13 protein-coding genes are annotated in these 15,463 nt (G+C 46.1%); 5 read left to right on the top strand and 8 right to left on the bottom strand.

Annotated elements, in window-relative coordinates; all coding sequences use genetic code 11:
• Window positions 1–35: 35 nt before the first annotated feature.
• Window positions 36–1,514 (bottom strand): response regulator transcription factor, encoded by a 1,479-nt coding sequence (locus ACFQ0C_RS17130; protein ID WP_379368281.1) that lies wholly within the window; start codon window positions 1,512–1,514, stop codon window positions 36–38.
• A 92-nt stretch (window positions 1,515–1,606) separates the two neighbouring features.
• On the opposite strand from ACFQ0C_RS17130, the gene ACFQ0C_RS17135 reads away from it, so the two are divergent.
• Window positions 1,607–3,415: a sensor histidine kinase gene (locus ACFQ0C_RS17135; protein WP_379368282.1), complete on the top strand. Its 1,809-nt coding sequence runs from the start codon at window positions 1,607–1,609 to the stop codon at window positions 3,413–3,415.
• A gap of 59 nt (window positions 3,416–3,474) precedes the next feature.
• Here ACFQ0C_RS17135 and ACFQ0C_RS17140 read toward each other — a convergent pair whose 3' ends face one another.
• The 7 genes from ACFQ0C_RS17140 to ACFQ0C_RS17170 form a co-directional block, all read right to left on the bottom strand.
• Window positions 3,475–4,227 carry an amino acid ABC transporter ATP-binding protein gene (locus ACFQ0C_RS17140; protein ID WP_379368283.1) on the bottom strand — a complete coding sequence of 251 codons (753 nt, stop codon included), beginning with the start codon at window positions 4,225–4,227 and terminating at the stop codon, window positions 3,475–3,477.
• A gap of 46 nt (window positions 4,228–4,273) precedes the next feature.
• Window positions 4,274–4,987, bottom strand: coding sequence for an amino acid ABC transporter permease (locus ACFQ0C_RS17145; RefSeq protein ID WP_379368284.1), 714 nt, complete (start codon window positions 4,985–4,987; stop codon window positions 4,274–4,276).
• A 24-nt stretch (window positions 4,988–5,011) separates the two neighbouring features.
• Window positions 5,012–5,698 carry an amino acid ABC transporter permease gene (locus ACFQ0C_RS17150; RefSeq protein WP_379368285.1) on the bottom strand — a complete coding sequence of 229 codons (687 nt, stop codon included), beginning with the start codon at window positions 5,696–5,698 and terminating at the stop codon, window positions 5,012–5,014.
• Between the two features lie 20 nt (window positions 5,699–5,718).
• Complete coding sequence (locus ACFQ0C_RS17155; RefSeq protein ID WP_379368286.1) at window positions 5,719–6,618, bottom strand: transporter substrate-binding domain-containing protein; 900 nt, start codon at window positions 6,616–6,618, stop codon at window positions 5,719–5,721.
• A 22-nt stretch (window positions 6,619–6,640) separates the two neighbouring features.
• Window positions 6,641–7,993: an LLM class flavin-dependent oxidoreductase gene (locus ACFQ0C_RS17160; protein ID WP_379368287.1), complete on the bottom strand. Its 1,353-nt coding sequence runs from the start codon at window positions 7,991–7,993 to the stop codon at window positions 6,641–6,643.
• Window positions 7,994–7,995: 2 nt separating this feature from the next.
• On the bottom strand, window positions 7,996–9,309 hold the full coding sequence (locus tag ACFQ0C_RS17165; protein ID WP_379368288.1) for an NtaA/DmoA family FMN-dependent monooxygenase: 1,314 nt from the start codon (window positions 9,307–9,309) through the stop codon (window positions 7,996–7,998).
• A 145-nt stretch (window positions 9,310–9,454) separates the two neighbouring features.
• Window positions 9,455–10,291: a sulfurtransferase gene (locus ACFQ0C_RS17170; RefSeq protein ID WP_379368289.1), complete on the bottom strand. Its 837-nt coding sequence runs from the start codon at window positions 10,289–10,291 to the stop codon at window positions 9,455–9,457.
• A 179-nt stretch (window positions 10,292–10,470) separates the two neighbouring features.
• Here ACFQ0C_RS17170 and ACFQ0C_RS17175 point away from each other — a divergent pair, with 179 nt between their 5' ends.
• The 4 genes from ACFQ0C_RS17175 (at window position 10,471) to ACFQ0C_RS17190 (ending at window position 15,185) form a co-directional block, all read left to right on the top strand.
• Window positions 10,471–11,661 (top strand): helix-turn-helix domain-containing protein, encoded by a 1,191-nt coding sequence (locus ACFQ0C_RS17175; protein ID WP_379368290.1) that lies wholly within the window; start codon window positions 10,471–10,473, stop codon window positions 11,659–11,661.
• 113 nt (window positions 11,662–11,774) lie between these two features.
• Window positions 11,775–13,076, top strand: a complete 1,302-nt coding sequence (locus ACFQ0C_RS17180; RefSeq protein WP_379368291.1) for a spore germination protein — start codon at window positions 11,775–11,777, stop codon at window positions 13,074–13,076.
• Window positions 13,069–14,133, top strand: coding sequence for a GerAB/ArcD/ProY family transporter (locus ACFQ0C_RS17185; RefSeq protein ID WP_379368292.1), 1,065 nt, complete (start codon window positions 13,069–13,071; stop codon window positions 14,131–14,133). The genes ACFQ0C_RS17180 and ACFQ0C_RS17185 overlap by 8 nt, the downstream gene beginning before the upstream one ends.
• The gene (locus ACFQ0C_RS17190; protein WP_379368293.1) at window positions 14,130–15,185 is read left to right on the top strand and encodes a Ger(x)C family spore germination protein; all 1,056 of its coding nucleotides are present in this window, start codon (window positions 14,130–14,132) and stop codon (window positions 15,183–15,185) included. The genes ACFQ0C_RS17185 and ACFQ0C_RS17190 overlap by 4 nt, the downstream gene beginning before the upstream one ends.
• Window positions 15,186–15,463 lie beyond the last annotated feature (278 nt).

A 15,463-nucleotide genomic window follows, 5' to 3' on the forward strand; every position in this document is an offset into this window, starting at 1 on the left:
ATCGGTGGTTCCTACATTTATGAGTATAAGAGGTTTCAAACCCTAAAAATAGACGAATAATTTAGCGCTGGGGGAGAAGTTTTTAACCTACAGTCTTCTTCATTCCTATTCGTTGCCGGGATCAATGCTCCCGCCCCTTTTCGATAATCGGTCGGGCTCATTCCGAATTCCTTTTTAAACAGGCTCCTAAAATAGCGATAATCGATGTAGCCGATCTCCTCGGAAATATCTTCGAACTTCTTGTCCGTTGCAAGAAGCATCGCTGCGGCCTGTTTCAGACGGCAGTTGACCAAATAGCGAACGAAGGTCATTCCTGTCTGCTGCTTGAACATGCGGCTTAGCGTCACGGGATGCACTCCCACGGAATCCGCAACGGATTCCAGACTGATGTTGGGATCCCGCGAAGTATTAATTCCGCGCAACGCCTGTTCAAACCAGCTCGCATTAGCTTGGGTCTCCAGCAGCATTAATTCGCGAATTCCGCCTAATACGAATTTGAGGATTTTATCTTTCAGCTCATCCCAGGTCTTATGCTTGTCCACCCAGCGAGACCAGTAGTGAAGCTTCTCCTCCTCTAAGAAAACAACTTCGTTTTTACTTGCCAGTCCTTCATCCAGCAATGCCATCAAATTTATGCATTCTTTTTTTAATTTTCCCAAATCCAAATGCGGCAAATATTCCAGCCATCCGGTCACCGCAGTCTCCAAGCTTGTATAATTGCCTGCTTTTGCAAAAGACAGTATGTTTAATCGGGATTGAGCCGCTTCTTTCGCATAAGAATGGATGAAATGAGCTTTAGATCGATTCACATTTTGATCTCCCCAGAAGCGCACACTTTCCCATTTCTCAATCTCCTCCAGAATGACCTGTACAAATTGTTGCTTCTCATGAAACCGCTTTCCCGAATGTCCTATGGAAGCACGGCTCACAATTCCGCTGTAATCTGAGTTTACCGAGAAAGTGAACAGAACATCCCCAGGATTGACTGCTGCTAGCTCGCATTCTGAAGAGGATTCGTAGAATCTTATCTCCTTCGCTTCCCGATTATCAAACCACAATCTTGGATTAAAGCATCTTATCGGGTTAATAAACACATATTGGCTGGACAGCTTCCCGAGGTGCTCCTCTATCTCTTTGAGGAACATGGATTCTCTCTCTCGCTGGACTCTCTCAACGATAGCACGCAGCTGCTCACGGTCAGCCGGCTTAAGCAAGTAATCAACAGCTCCTAGCTGCAGCGCCTTTCGTGCATACTCGAAATCATCGTAGCCCGACAGCATGGCCACAGGGATGTTGGGACACTCTTGCCTGAGCTGCTTGAGTATTTCCAGCCCATCCATCTCCGGCATTCTTATATCCATAAACACAAGATCGGGCTGCACCATTATTATTTGCTTTAAGGCGAGACAGCCGAACTCCACATCAAAAATTTCCGCTAACGGGAATAACGTACTTAATTTAGTTATAATACTCTCCCTGACTACCAATTCGTCATCGGCTATGCAAATTTTCATTCGGGATACACTCCTTTATAAGGGTTAGGGCTTGTTAACGCCATCCTTTTTGAATATGATTAAGTACAAAAACCTGAAGGAGGTGCGCATTCATGCTCCGTATAGTTCGATTCTTTAGAAACATATTCGGTTATTTATCCCTTAAATACAAGCTTTTTATTTTGCTTTTGGCATTCTCGATTATCCCTATCGCAGTTGTCAGTTATAGCTCGCAGTACTTCATGTTCCGCTCCAGCACGAAATATACGGCATCCGTATCTTCTCAGTATGTACAATTCGTTTCTCATGATATAACCGAATATTTGAAGGAGCTAAGCCAGTCTATGGACGCGGTGTTGGCCAATTCGGAATTCCAGCTTTTTTTGGACATCCCAAGCGAGAATCTTAATCAGCAGGCCAAGCAGCTCATTTATTTCCGCCCTATTCTGCACAACTCGCTGCAAGTCAGGAAAGATCTGCTCGGTATTTTATATCTGGACCAAATGGGCAAAGTTTTTTTTGAATCTTTAACAAAAAGCCGTAATTATGAATATCAAATCCAAAATGACCCTATTTACAAACAAATGTTTGAAAAACAAAAACCGGAATTGATTGTGCCTCATCTCGTCAATTACACATTGGAGTCGCCTGAGAGCGCTTTCTCCTTTGTCCGACCTATTATTAATTTACAAAATGGTGCCATTACTTCCTGGATTTCAATTGAGATTCCGGAAAGTAAAATCAAGGGCATGCTTAGTGGCACCAAATACGGACAAGAGGAAGGTCATCTCTTATTATTGCATGGACCAACAGGAATCACGGTTTCTGATTTGGAATTCAATGAAACTTTGCTCAATGACTTAAAAAAATCGATGGATGCAGAGTCGCACCCTGAGCAAGAGCTGGTTTTTAATTCAAGTGATGGGCAGTACCAGGCCACCTACTCGAGCATTCCATACGGAGATTGGAAGCTCATTTGGATCGCACCGCTTAGCAGTATTTCCAAGGGAGTGCAGCAATCCGTTCAACTGACCCTGCTTATTGCATTAGCCAGTCTAAGCATCTCTTTAATCATTGCTTTTCCCGTTATGAATATTGTTTTCCAGCCTCTCTACAAGCTTAAAGGAGGACTGCAGCGATTAGGAAGAGGATCGTACGTTCCGATAAAAATCCGACCCAGCAATGACGAATTCGGGTTCCTGATTCAAAGCTATAATGATATGCTCAATGAGCTTCAACAGATGGAGAAGGAAGTGTTTCATTCGAAAATGAGAGAAAAAGAGAGGGAGCTGCTGCAGCTGCAAGCTCAAATTAATCCTCACTTTTTATTCAACACTCTGGAAACCATCGAGTCCTACGCTGTTAAAAATAATGGAGATGCCGTAGGCGAAATGGTTCAATCCGTTTCTCGAATGATGCGGTATAATGTGCGAAACGATGGAGGATGGGCGCCTTTAAAAGAGGAGATAGCCTATATCCGCAATTTCCTGAACATCCATTTCTACAGACATGGAATGGAAGTCATGTCCCAATTTCAGGTTGATCCAGCCCTGCTCGATATTCCGATAATGAAGCTGAGCATTCAGCCATTTGTAGAAAATGCGATCAAGTACGGATGGAGCCCCAATATGAGTCCTGAGGAATTTATTTTGACTGTACATGTCGGGCAAAAGGATAATCTGTTACGCATCGTCATTACTGACACAGGTACAGGAATATCCTCTTCCGTTTTAGACAAGCTATTCCAACTAATTGAATCCAAAGGAGAATACATCGACCCTTATTTTCAAAAGCATACGGGAATATTCAATGTATACCGCCGTTTTTTGCTGGCCTATGGTGATGATGTCGAATTAACTATAGTTTCAAGTCCTCTCCAAGGAACTGCTGTGGAGATCTGCATTCCTTATCTCAACTCATAGCCGGATACAAATAAAGAACCGTTGGAAAAATTACTCTCCAAACGGTTCTTCGTATAGCCTTAAATGGAATAACTCAGCTCGGGTCGAATCCGCGCGAGGAATTGCTTGGTACGCTCCTCTTTCGGATCATTGAACAGCTCGTACGGGTTGCCTTCCTCCACAATTACGCCCTCGTCCATAAAGACGACATGATTGGCGACATCCTGCGCGAAGCTCATCTCATGGGTAACTATAATCATCGTAATCCCTTCCTTGGCAATCTTGCGAATAACCGACAGCACCTCACCCACAAGCTCCGGGTCCAGTGCCGAGGTCGGCTCGTCGAATAAAATTACCTCGGGATTAAGCGCCAGCGCCCGAGCGATGCCAACGCGCTGCTGCTGACCGCCGGATAACTGAGACGGATAGGCGTCCAGCTTGCTGCCAAGCCCCACCTTTTCCAATAGCTCTACGCTCCTTTGCTTCGCCTCTTCCTTTGGGATCTTCTTAACCACCACAAGACCTTCCATCACATTCTCCAGTGCAGTCTTATGCTTGAACAGATTATACTGCTGAAACACCATGGCCGATCTTTGCCGGAGCTGATGAATTTCCTTCTTGCCCGCACGTTTGCAATCGATGGAGAACCCGCCGATCGCAATGCTTCCTTCATCCGGCTTTTCAAGGTAGTTCAGGCAGCGCAGCAGCGTTGTTTTGCCCGAACCGCTCGGCCCAAGAATAGCGACGACCTCACCCTTGCGTACGGTCAGATCGATACCCTTCAGCACCTGATTACGGCCAAATGATTTTTTAATCTTAGACATTTTTATCATACTGCCTCACCTCAAGTTTAAGAGTAGCATTATCGCTTGCCCATTATTACGCGGCAATCCTTCTTTCATGACGGCTGTACCTCGTCTCAAGCCATGCGAAGAGCCTCTCGCAGCTCCAGCAAATGACCCAATAAATAAGCGAAGCGTCAAGATACATCTCCAGATATTGATAACCGTCACCTGCCACTATTTTGGCTTGGGCCATGATCTCGATAACTTTGATGGCGAATGCAAGTGAGGTTCCTTTAATCAAATTAATAAAAATATTGCCCAAATTCGGGAGAGCGACGACTAGTGCCTGGGGAGCTATAATTCTTAGTAGTCCCTGGGATGTGGACATCCCGATAGAAAGCGCAGCCTCCATTTGCCCCGAATCCGTTGTGCCGAGCGCCCCCCGAATGACCTCCGACTGATAGGCAGCCGAATTGATCGTAAACGCCAGCAAAGCGAAACCTAGAGGAGATATTTCTGAAAAAGGCAGATGCCAGCCCCATTCCTTGTTCAAAATATCGATGAGCAGCGGCGTGCCGTAGAACACGACATAAATTTGCACCAGCAGAGGGGTCCCACGGACGAAGGAAACGTACAAGGCACCGAGCCTATTGAGTACCGGCACCTTATAAATTCTGCATAATGCGATGATAAGTCCAATAACTGTACCCAATCCCATCGAGATGACTGCCACCAACAAGGTTAAAGGTACGCCTTTCAGAACCTCCGGGAATTTCTCGATGGCGAATGCCAAGCTGAAGTTAGCCAATGGGGTTCCCCTTCCCTTCTTCCTTTATCTCGCAATGCTGACATGCCCCTTTTTATAAATCTTCTCCAACCGTCCAAGTCCTTTCTCAATAACTATACTCAGCCCCCAGTAAATCAACGATACCAGGAAATAAACTTGAAACGTATTGGCGCCGTAATTATTTCCGAGGATGATCTGCACTTGACCCATAATATCAGTGATCCCGATGGAAAAGGCTAACGAGGTTTCCTTTAATAAAATAATGACATTGTTGCCCAAGCTCGGGATCGCAATGCCGAAGGCTTGCGGCAAAATGATTCTTCTGAGCGATTGACTGTAGCTCATCCCCACACTGTATGCAGCTTCCTGCTGTCCGCTTCCTACCGCCAGATAGGAGGATCGGATGACCTCGGAAAAGAAGGCTGCGCTATGCAGCGAGAAGGTGATCACGGCAAAAATAATTTTGTCCCAGTTGTTCACATCGATCCCAAACAGGATAAGCAGCTGTGGCAGCCCATAATAGATCAGGAATAGCTGGACGATGGTCGGAGTGCACCGCATGAAGGATAGATAGAACGTTGCAATGGCATAAGGAATTGCTTTTTTTTGAATCCTGACAATGGCTATGACTAATCCCAGCAATAGACCAAACAAGAGAGATAAGAACAAAATCGTCAAAGTAACAGGCAGTCTCTCAGCTATTCGCAGAATCAGATTCAGAGTCGTGTCCATTCCGGCGAAGCTCCTCTTCGTTAATTTTCCTTCCGGAATTTATAACCCTGCTGTACGTACTCCAGGCTTTTAAACACATCCACCTTGAACCATTTTTCCGAAAGCTTAGACAGCGTTCCGTCCTTGATCAGTTCCACCGTGGCTGCATCAATCTTTTGAGCAAGCTCCGGCTGGTTCTTGTTGAATATAAAATAGACCGACTCTTTCGAGATAACGCCACCGATCTTCAAGTTCAGGTTTAATTTCTTTACCGCATCTTCAAAATGATTAATATTAAGCAAATGGGCATCGTACTTGCCGGATTCAACGAGCTTCAAATCATCTGCTGGTGTTGTTTTCTCTACGTCCTCGATTTTGATCTCCTTGCCCGGATGCAAAAGATTATAGTCTTTAAGAATGTAACGGAAGCCGGAAACCGGAGTCATCGGCACCAATTTCTTGCCTACCAAATCATCCAGAGTTTTGATATCATTGCGGTCCGGCTTAATGGCCAAGCCTGTAATCGAATAGCCAAACTCTTGCTTGGGGTATAAATATTTTTTCTCCCGCTCCGGATTTTTGAACCAAAAGTTGGCTGCGAAGGCGTATTTGCCAGTATCGGTACCGATCAGCTGACCTTCGTTATCTACAGCTTCGTATTCAAATTTATATTCCGGCAGCTTTTTCTCAAGCTCCCTCAAGTAGTCAATCATATAACCGGCAGGCTGATTTTTCTCGTCCAGGTAACTGAATAACGGCACAGGCACCGTATTTAATGCCGCCTTGATGACTTTAGGCGCCGCTTTGGCGACTGGTGATGCCGTATTTGGTGCAGAAGCATTGGCCGAGCCGTCTCCCGCAGCTGGTGCGGTTTTTCCGCAGCCTGCCAAGATCGCAAGCAGTATCACAGCAAAAATAAGATAAAGACCTTTAGTTTTCATAAAAGGGTTCCTCCTGATTTTTTTATTTAGTATGGATCGCCGACCAGCGATTCGCTGGATTCGCTAACCCCAGATGGTCACGAAGCGTGCTTCCTGTATATTCAGTCCTGTAGCGGCCTCTTTGCTGCAAAATCGGAACGACATGGTCAACAAATTCTTCAAGCCCGCGAAGATAGTGGGATGGCATGATGTTAAAGCCGTCACACGCTCCATGATCCAGCCATTCCTCCATCAGGTCCGCCAGCTGTTCCGGCGTTCCCGCGAATGTGTGATGTCCGCCTGCAGATATGACATGCCTGCTCATCTGCCTTACGGTCAGCTTCTCACGTTTCCCCAAATCCTTCAGCAGCTGCAGGCGGCTCTTCTTGCTATTGTTGGCCTTCGCATCGATTTCCCAGTATGGAAAAGGACCGTCCAGTGGATATGCAGATAAATCCACATCAATTGTGCCGGACAAGGTTCTCACTGCGACCTCCGGAAGAACAAGCTCGTTAAAGTACTCCTCTCTTTCCTTCGCCTCTCGCTCTGTCGATCCGAGAATGGGAGCGAGACCCGGTAAAATATGCAGCTGCTCCGGCCTTCGTCCATACTGCTCCAGCATCCCTTTCAGATTCGCATAGTAAGCCTGCGCATCCAGAAGATTATCTTGAGCGGTGAAGACGACCTCCGCTTTCTGGGCTGCAAACTTCAGGCCACTTCCCGAAGACCCTGCTTGAAACAGCACGGGATGCCCCTGCAGCGGGCGAGGTACATAAGAGCTGCCGCTCATTGAGAAATAAGCGCCTGAATGATTGATATCGTGCACTTTGGCCGGATCGAAGTAAAGACCCGAGCTTCGATCCGCGAGCAGCGCATCCTCCTCTAAGCTGTCCCAAAGCTTCATAGCTACATCGACGAATTCATTCGCACGATCATACCGCAAGGCATGGTCCATATGGGCCTCCTTGCTGAATTGGGAAGCGAGCCGCGGATCCTGTGAGGTCACCATATTCCAGCCAGCCCGGCCTCGGCTCAAGTGATCCAGCGTTGCAAACCTTGCTGCAACATGGAAGGGGTCGTTATACGTCGTAGACAGCGTAGCCGTCAAGCCGATCTTCTCCGTAGCGGATGCCATAATGGACAGCAAGGTCAGCGTATCCGGTGTCGGTATCGAACGTTCCTCCGCTACCCTGCCATTCTGCTCACCGATGGCGATTTGCTCCAGTATCAGGATCGTATCGAATTTCCCTCTCTCCGACAGCCTCGCAAAATCTTGATAGAAAGCCAGATCGAGCAGCCGATCGGCCTGGGTTTCCGGATGCCGCCACCCTCCGGTATGCTGTCCGGTATTTAATAGAAAAACACCGAGATGCAGCTGTTTTTTTGCATGTCCCATCGCTATCCCTCCCTGCTTATTGGGCCGTAAGCCGCCGGAGCCTCGAGCCCTAGATGATCCCTCAGCGTATTTCCCGTATATTCAGTACGAAAAAGGCCTTTTCGCTGCAGCAGAGGAATGACCTGTTCGACAAATTCGTCGAGTCCGTTCGGCAGCAGCGATGGCTGAAGATGAAATCCATCGCTCCCATAAGCGAGATACCATTCTTCCATCCAATCGACAAGCTGCTCTGATGTCCCTACGAACACTTTAGTTCCTTTTAGCTCCAATGCCCGGAGGCTGAGTTCGCGGAGGGTCAACCCCTCCAGTCCCGCCGTTATGACCGCTTCCTTTAAGAAGGGAATAACAGGCAGTGGACCGTCGAGAGGGTATTCTGTCAGATCTGTATCAAACAGATCGGATAACAAGGCGATACCTGCCTCCGGATCGATCAGCTTTTGAAGCTCCGCGGCTTTGTTCCGGGCATCCTCTTCAGTCGCCCCTATAATCGGCGTCAAGACCGTCAGCACTTTTACGCCATTAGGGAAACGTCCTCTCAGGGCGTTTCGCTGCTTAAGCTGCGCATAAAAATCAGCTGCTTCTCTTATTGAAGGCCGTGAGCTTAAAATGAGCTCTGCCGAATCACTATCCTCCACATTCCGGTTTCCCAGAGCTGAGCTCAACCCGATACGAACCGGATATCCCTGAGGAGGCCGGGGAATGCTCAAGGGACCCCGCACGGTAAAATGCTTCCCTGCATGATGGATCAAATGCACCTTATCGGAATCGGTATAACGTCCCTGCTCCCTGTCGACAATGACCGCCCCTTCTTCCCAGCTGTCCCAAAGGCGTTGCGCTACTTCAACAAATTCCTGCTGGCGCTCGGTCCGCTCAGATCGGGACAGCTCAGGCAATCCGCCATGGCGCTTCGGCTCGCGATGATCTGACACACTCGCCAGCCATGCCGTCCTTCCTCCGCTGAGATGATCCAGCGCCGCCAGCTGCCGCGCTACGGCAAACGGCTCAATGACGGATGTCGATACCGCTGCGCCTAGCCCAATATGCTTCGTGACTGAAGCCAAAGCTCCCAACAAAGTGAAAGGCTCAAGAAGCAGCCCTGGCTCTTTTCCTGTAGCGCTTAGGCGATCGCCGGTAGAAGTATGATCCAAAAACAGCAAATCGAATTTGCCACGCTCAGCGGTTTGAGCCAGTCTGTAATAATAAGCCGGATCATGCAATTTCTCTGTGCGGGCTTTGGAATGTCGCCAGCTCCCGGGGTGGTATCCTGTGCTTTGCAAGGATAACGTAATATGAAGCTGGCCTTTTCTTTTGCTCATATTCAGTCATCATTCCTTTCCTTTTTATTCCTTTTTCCCTTGTATTTTGAGCTCCAGCACTCCGACAAAAAAAGGCCAAGATCACCATTGCGCTGTATGCAATGATAATCTTAGCCTCCGGTCATCCGGTCGGCTGCCTATTTAACTATTTACTTCCTGTTGCAATCGGATTGTCTGAATAAGTAATCCAATCACTCCAGCTTCCGCCATACAGCTTGACATTAGTGAACCCGGCTTCCGTTAAAGCGAGAAGGTTAGGGCACGCTGTAACCCCCGACCCACAGTACACGATGATCTCTTTTGACCCATCCACCTCGGTAAACATTTCTTTTAATTCGCCAGTCTCTTTCAACGATCCCTCAGCAGTGAAAGCATTTTTCCAAAAATAGTTTACAGCCCCAGGTATATGTCCAGCCACTTTATCTATCGGCTCTTCGAGACCGAGATATCTTTTCTCTTCACGCGAATCGATGAGGATCGTATCCGCTTGCCCCAGCCTTTGCCTGATTTGTTCGGCGTTCAGCAGCCATCCTTCCTGTAGGCGAGGAATGAACTCACTCGAGCTGTAAGTGGGAAGCAACGTCGTAACCTCATAACCGAGGCTCTTCCAATGTGTAAAGCCGCCGTCCAGCACATAAACACGGTCGTGACCGTAATATTTCAAAATCCACCATAGCCGGGAAGCCATTGCACCACCTTGGTCGTCATAAGCGACTACGATTTTTGTTTCATCAATCCCTGCATTCCCAAGCTTTATAGCCAAATCATTCGCCTTAGGAAGAGGATGTCTTCCGCCATGTGCTTCAATTGTACCTGACAGATCGTGCTCCAAATCGAAATATACGGCTCCCGGCAAATGGCCGCTCTCATAGGCTTCTTTTCCTGCAAAAGGATTCCCGAGAATAAACCGACAATCTGCAACTACAAGCTCCTTATTGTTTAAGTTTTCACTGAGCCATCTCGTGCTAACTGTGTTCGACAAACGATTCTCCCCTTTACTTTGCAAATAATGATTGAAATAACATAATTCATATCGTTATACTAGGATTAATTAAAATTAGCACGCCCCTATTGCTAAGTCAACAAAATGATAAATATAAACGACAAATGACCAAAATAGACGAAAATGTCCTTAATTTTACATTTTGGAGGTGCTTCCTAATGCTCAAGGATCAATTCAATTTAATACATATCCGGGAAGTCATGGATCAATTGGATGTGAGCCGCTCTACTATTGACCGCTGGCGCAAAAATAAACAGCTGCCAAGCGTTAAAATAGGCAAGGAAATCTACTTCGATAAGAACGAGGTAATGCGTTGGTATCGAGAGTTTGGCCAAGTTCGGCGTACTCCCTCAGCCTCCTCCAGCGACGAGACCCTGATCATCGGATATACAACTGTGTCGACCCATATGTGGAGTCCGTTAATTATTAAAGAGTTCGGATTACTTGAAGAAGAGCTGAAACGCATCCGCTCCAAGGACAGGATCGAGGTCAAGTGGCATAAAGCCAAAGACGGCATGGAATTGATTAATTGGATGATCGCCGGCAATATTCATATTGCCACTTTTGGAGACTACGCTCTGTCCGTCAGTCATTTGGTTGGCACGCTGTTGCCTGATTTCCGACCCATTCTGCTTGCCGCTGCGGGCAAATCGACTAATGGAGACGGATTTGGGATGGTAGTACCAACTGATTTGACACTGGGAAGCATATCCGAGCTTGCAACTTTGCCCATTGCCACTACTTTTCGTACTAACGCCGAGTACCGGTTAAGAAAGATGCTGGAATCGCATAACATGCCAGAGTTGAATATTATTCATCGCTCCATTGAGGAAAGTATGGAAAGCTTGCGTCAAGGCAGGCTAAGCGCATCGATCATGTGGGAACCATTCCTTAGTCTTGTCCATCACCAAAAAATCGGAAAATCGATTTTCAATCAGGAGTTAGGTTTAGGGTTCATGGCTGGGATAGTGGCGGATGAGCGTTGGGTTTTGGCCCATGAGGATTTGGCCGTCGCCTATTTAAAGGCGAATCTGCTCGCCAACCGTTTAATCCGGGATCAGCCCAATCGGGTTGCAAAAATATTTTCTGTGGAAACCGGGTTTGCGTTAGAGGTAACCAGCCTGTCCATTTCAAAAATCCGTTGGGATGCAGCCCTGTACTACAAGGATTTGAAGATGCTGAATTATTTTGAGCCCGCCCAGCATTTGGGGCAAATCTCACCTTCCAAAGAACAAATGGAGATTCGTTTCAATACCCGCTATCTCCGCATTGCCGCGCAGGAATTGAAGCTCCCCGCTTTGCCGCTAACACCGCTTGATGGAGCATGGCAGAAGGAGCTCTATTATTAAGGGTTAGGGCCATCAGCCTAATCCTTACCTCTTCCCTTTGAATTAGTGAAGCTCTGTTTAAATCATACATATTTCCATGGTATTTAATGCAAACTATGGAAGAGGTGATTTTAATGTACGATTCCATTAAATTGGATTGGGAGCAGCAGCTTATTGATCAAATGAAAGACAATGCCGATTTCACAATAACAACCGTATCCTTCTCAGGCCAATTAATGACCTTGTACTATTTAAAGTCACTGGTCGATCTGTCAGAAACGCTTTCCATCATGGAACAAAATCCGGAAGAGTCCTTGCAGGCAGCTCCAATATCCATTGAACTCGTCGCTTCTATGCTCTCCGGAGAAATAATTATACGCCAAATGGATTCTGACAAGCCGATCTCCTTAACACCAGTGGGATCAAAGCTCAGCCGCCCGATCATGCCGCCTCAGAATGAGCATCCGCTTCAAGTAGCGTTCGATTCTTTCACGGAGGATCTTAATACCAATATTGGTTTACTTCGTAAAAAAGTAAAAAGAAAAGATATGGTAGTCGAATCCCATACAACAGGCACTAATTCACCTAGGGACATTGCCTTCATTTACGTAAAGGGAGAGGCTAATATTAAAGTAGTTGAATTTATTAAACAAAAGCTTCACAATAACAAATCCAACGATATTAAAAATGTAGCCGATTTATTAAAAATGCTCGATCAGCCTCGGATTTCCCTTGTTCCGACCTATCTATCTACGGAGATTGCTGAAGAGACCGCCCAGAACCTGCTTGACGGCAAAGTGATTATTATTATGGATCAATTCCCCTTTGCATTGGCATTCCCGGCCATTATCAAGGACTTGTGGTCACTTAAATCCGATTTGAACTATCCGGCCTTGGTTACCATTTTTTATCGCTTTTTCAGGATCGTAGGAATCCTATTTGCTATCGTTACGCCCGGTTTATATGTCATCTTGAATTCCGTGAACCCTGAGCTTCTCCGGATTCAATTGGCTATTTCTGTTGCGCAGAGTAGAGAAGGTGTTCCCTACCCATCCATTGTTGAGGTATGCCTCATGCTTATCCTGCTGGAAATGGTCATTGAGGCTACTACACGTCTACCGAAAAGTATCGGTCCCACTATTACGATGATCGGTGGCATTATACTGGGTCAAGCCATTGTCCAAGCCCAACTGGTCAGCAACTTGCTGATCATTATTTTGGCTACCTCCACTATTGCTAATTTTACGATTGCGGGGTACATGAATACGGTTGGAATTCGAATTTTCAAATATTTCACTTTGCTCCTTAGTACCATGTTCGGCATATTCGGGTTGGAGGCATCCATTATTGGGTTATGCATTTATTTGTCAGGCCTCAATACAACCTCTGTTCCCTATATGAGCCTTAGTGTAAAAGGACAGACTTCCTATGAGTAAATGGATGATCTACATATTACTTCTGCAAGTCCACCTTGCGGCTGCCCTGTCCTTCTACGCTGTCAAAATTTTTGATTCAACAACTAAAGCCCACTGGGAGCCCGTATTGGCCAGCTGTCTGTTGGAGGTTGTTCTTGTATGGATCTATCTGAAAGGATTATCCCTCTCAAGAGGAAAAAACTTGGTGGAAATCATCAAAGGAGCGTTGGGAAAATGGGGGGCTATTCTGATTCTACTGCCCTTTGTTTTGTTTATTTTTTTTCATTTAATCCTGCTGACACGTAATCAAATTACTGATATTAACCTCATTTTGCTTCCACGGACTCCTCTATGGGCCACTACTCTGGTCTATGTGATTTTGTTATTTTATGCGGCTCGTAAAGGAATTGCCGTGATAGCTCGTATGAGCGTAGCTCTATTTTTCCTATTTATGCCTTTTGTCCTCTTTTCGTTGCTGATCAGCTATAAAAACTTTGACCTGTTAAACGCATTCCCTTTATGGGAACCTACTATGTCCTTCGTGACAAAACCGTCCTACTACGTTAGCATGTATGCCCACACCGGCTTTTTGTTCCTGGGAATGTTGTCCTTGAATAAATCGATTACTATGCGAAAGATGTGGTTCGTATTCACCTTAATTGCTTTTTTTTACATAGCCAGCGTCTATGTCCCCCTCTTCATATTTGGACAAGAAACATTGATGCTATTGGAACATCCCACCCTAATTGCAACAGATACGATCGATCTGGAATGGGTTGTGTTCGATTGGCTGCCCACCTTTTTCATCGTCTCGTCTAGCGCACTTAGCATCCTTGAGGGGGCAGTTTCAACCTGGATGTTTATCCTCCTGATAAGGAAACTGATCCTTCCTATTCAAGAAATATGGCTCTTGCCCATCCTCGGATTCGCCGTATATGTGCTAAGTTTAATGATTCCCAATGTGCATAGTCTGAATCGCTTTGACTCCATAAATACAGTATTTGCACTTTACAGCATCATCATTATTCCTGTTGCGACAGTTCTGTCCAGCTTATGGCAAAGGAGGCACCCTTCTTGATATCCCGTCCTATGATTCGTCTTCTGGTCCTGATTATCTTTGTTGCATTATTGAGCGGCTGTTGGGATGTCAAGGACATAAATAAGCGTTATTTGCCTGTCGTTATGGGGATTAATATGAACGATGACGGTCTATATAAGATCATCCTTCAAGTTCCCAATATTAAGGGGGGGACGCTTATATTGGAAGGAGAATCGCGCTCCATAAGCAAAGCTATGGACACAATCCGAACGAAGGCGGAGAAAAGTGTGGATTTGATTCACTTGAGGTTATTTTTGGTAAGTCAGAAAATCGCCGAGAAAGGGATGAAGGATATCGTGGATTACGCCATGCGAGCCAGCGATATTTCCATTAAAGGTATGGTAGCTATCGTAACTGGCGATTTTGAAAAGACACTTCATCATAGTATCAAACCAACCCCAGAGGTATCCTCGTATGACTATTTCAGCGAAGAAGCCGGCTGGACCCCAAGTGTATCAATCAATCGGATATGGGAAGCATACCGCGGCACTTATTCGTATACGGAAGACTTCGCCATTCCATTGGTCGAAAGAGGTACGACTACCTTATTTGTATTCAAAGGCTCAGCCATCATGAGACGGGATCGGATGGTTGGAATACTCTCCCCCGATGAGACCCTTCTAAATAATATTTTCCAGGAAAAGTACACAGGCGGAACAATCGAATTGGCCGAGGATGCAAGTATCCTCATAAAAAAAGCTTCCGTTCACAACCATACAAAATGGCCTGCCACAGGACCCGAATTAGTGAGTCGTATCCGATTGGATGTTGAAATTACCGAGAATAAAAAAAATAAGAAAGATAACGAAATCGCTAAAGATCTCAAAAAATTACTTGAAAAGCAAGCCAAGAGTATCACCGAGAAACTTCGATCATTAAAAGCAGACGTGCTTGGAAACGGTCAGCTTTTTCGACATCGAATGTCTAATCAGCAGTTGAAGGACTGGAAGGACAAGTTGTACCCGGAGTTGAAACATGAAATTATCGTCGAGGTCAATATTCTCGACAGTATTGACTTTAAGGAGAAGTAGCTTCGGAGCAATTTGCTTATTCTAGTAGATCGTGCTAATCTCTTCGACCAACCGCCATGTAACGCCGCAATGCGCGCCCAGGATTCGCGCGCATTGCAGGTATCGGTATCAGGGGGGCGGGGGCGATTACAGTATTGCAAAGCAGCCTAGCAGACCCTAGGGAATATCAGGAAATTGTCAGGTTAATTTCTTTGAAAAATAGCATTTTAAGCCCAATAGCTGGAATTTCTCATGCTAAATCTATGTATTTGGGCTGATGTCATCGATATTACCTATAT

It is taken from the genome of Paenibacillus sp. GCM10027630, from assembly GCF_042676305.1.
Classification (GTDB): domain Bacteria; phylum Bacillota; class Bacilli; order Paenibacillales; family NBRC-103111; genus Paenibacillus_S.

What these genes read in the sequence shown, in the direction of transcription:
- ACFQ0C_RS17150 (WP_379368285.1), bottom strand. Translation starts at nt 5,698, where the DNA reads ATGGACACGACTCTGAATCTGATTCTGCGAATAGCTGAGAGACTGCCT.
- ACFQ0C_RS17180 (WP_379368291.1), top strand. Translation starts at nt 11,775, where the DNA reads ATGTACGATTCCATTAAATTGGATTGGGAGCAGCAGCTTATTGATCAA.
- ACFQ0C_RS17130 (WP_379368281.1), bottom strand. Translation starts at nt 1,514, where the DNA reads ATGAAAATTTGCATAGCCGATGACGAATTGGTAGTCAGGGAGAGTATT.
- ACFQ0C_RS17160 (WP_379368287.1), bottom strand. Translation starts at nt 7,993, where the DNA reads ATGGGACATGCAAAAAAACAGCTGCATCTCGGTGTTTTTCTATTAAAT.
- ACFQ0C_RS17175 (WP_379368290.1), top strand. Translation starts at nt 10,471, where the DNA reads ATGCTCAAGGATCAATTCAATTTAATACATATCCGGGAAGTCATGGAT.
- ACFQ0C_RS17185 (WP_379368292.1), top strand. Translation starts at nt 13,069, where the DNA reads ATGAGTAAATGGATGATCTACATATTACTTCTGCAAGTCCACCTTGCG.
- ACFQ0C_RS17165 (WP_379368288.1), bottom strand. Translation starts at nt 9,309, where the DNA reads ATGAGCAAAAGAAAAGGCCAGCTTCATATTACGTTATCCTTGCAAAGC.
- ACFQ0C_RS17135 (WP_379368282.1), top strand. Translation starts at nt 1,607, where the DNA reads ATGCTCCGTATAGTTCGATTCTTTAGAAACATATTCGGTTATTTATCC.
- ACFQ0C_RS17155 (WP_379368286.1), bottom strand. Translation starts at nt 6,618, where the DNA reads ATGAAAACTAAAGGTCTTTATCTTATTTTTGCTGTGATACTGCTTGCG.
- ACFQ0C_RS17140 (WP_379368283.1), bottom strand. Translation starts at nt 4,227, where the DNA reads ATGATAAAAATGTCTAAGATTAAAAAATCATTTGGCCGTAATCAGGTG.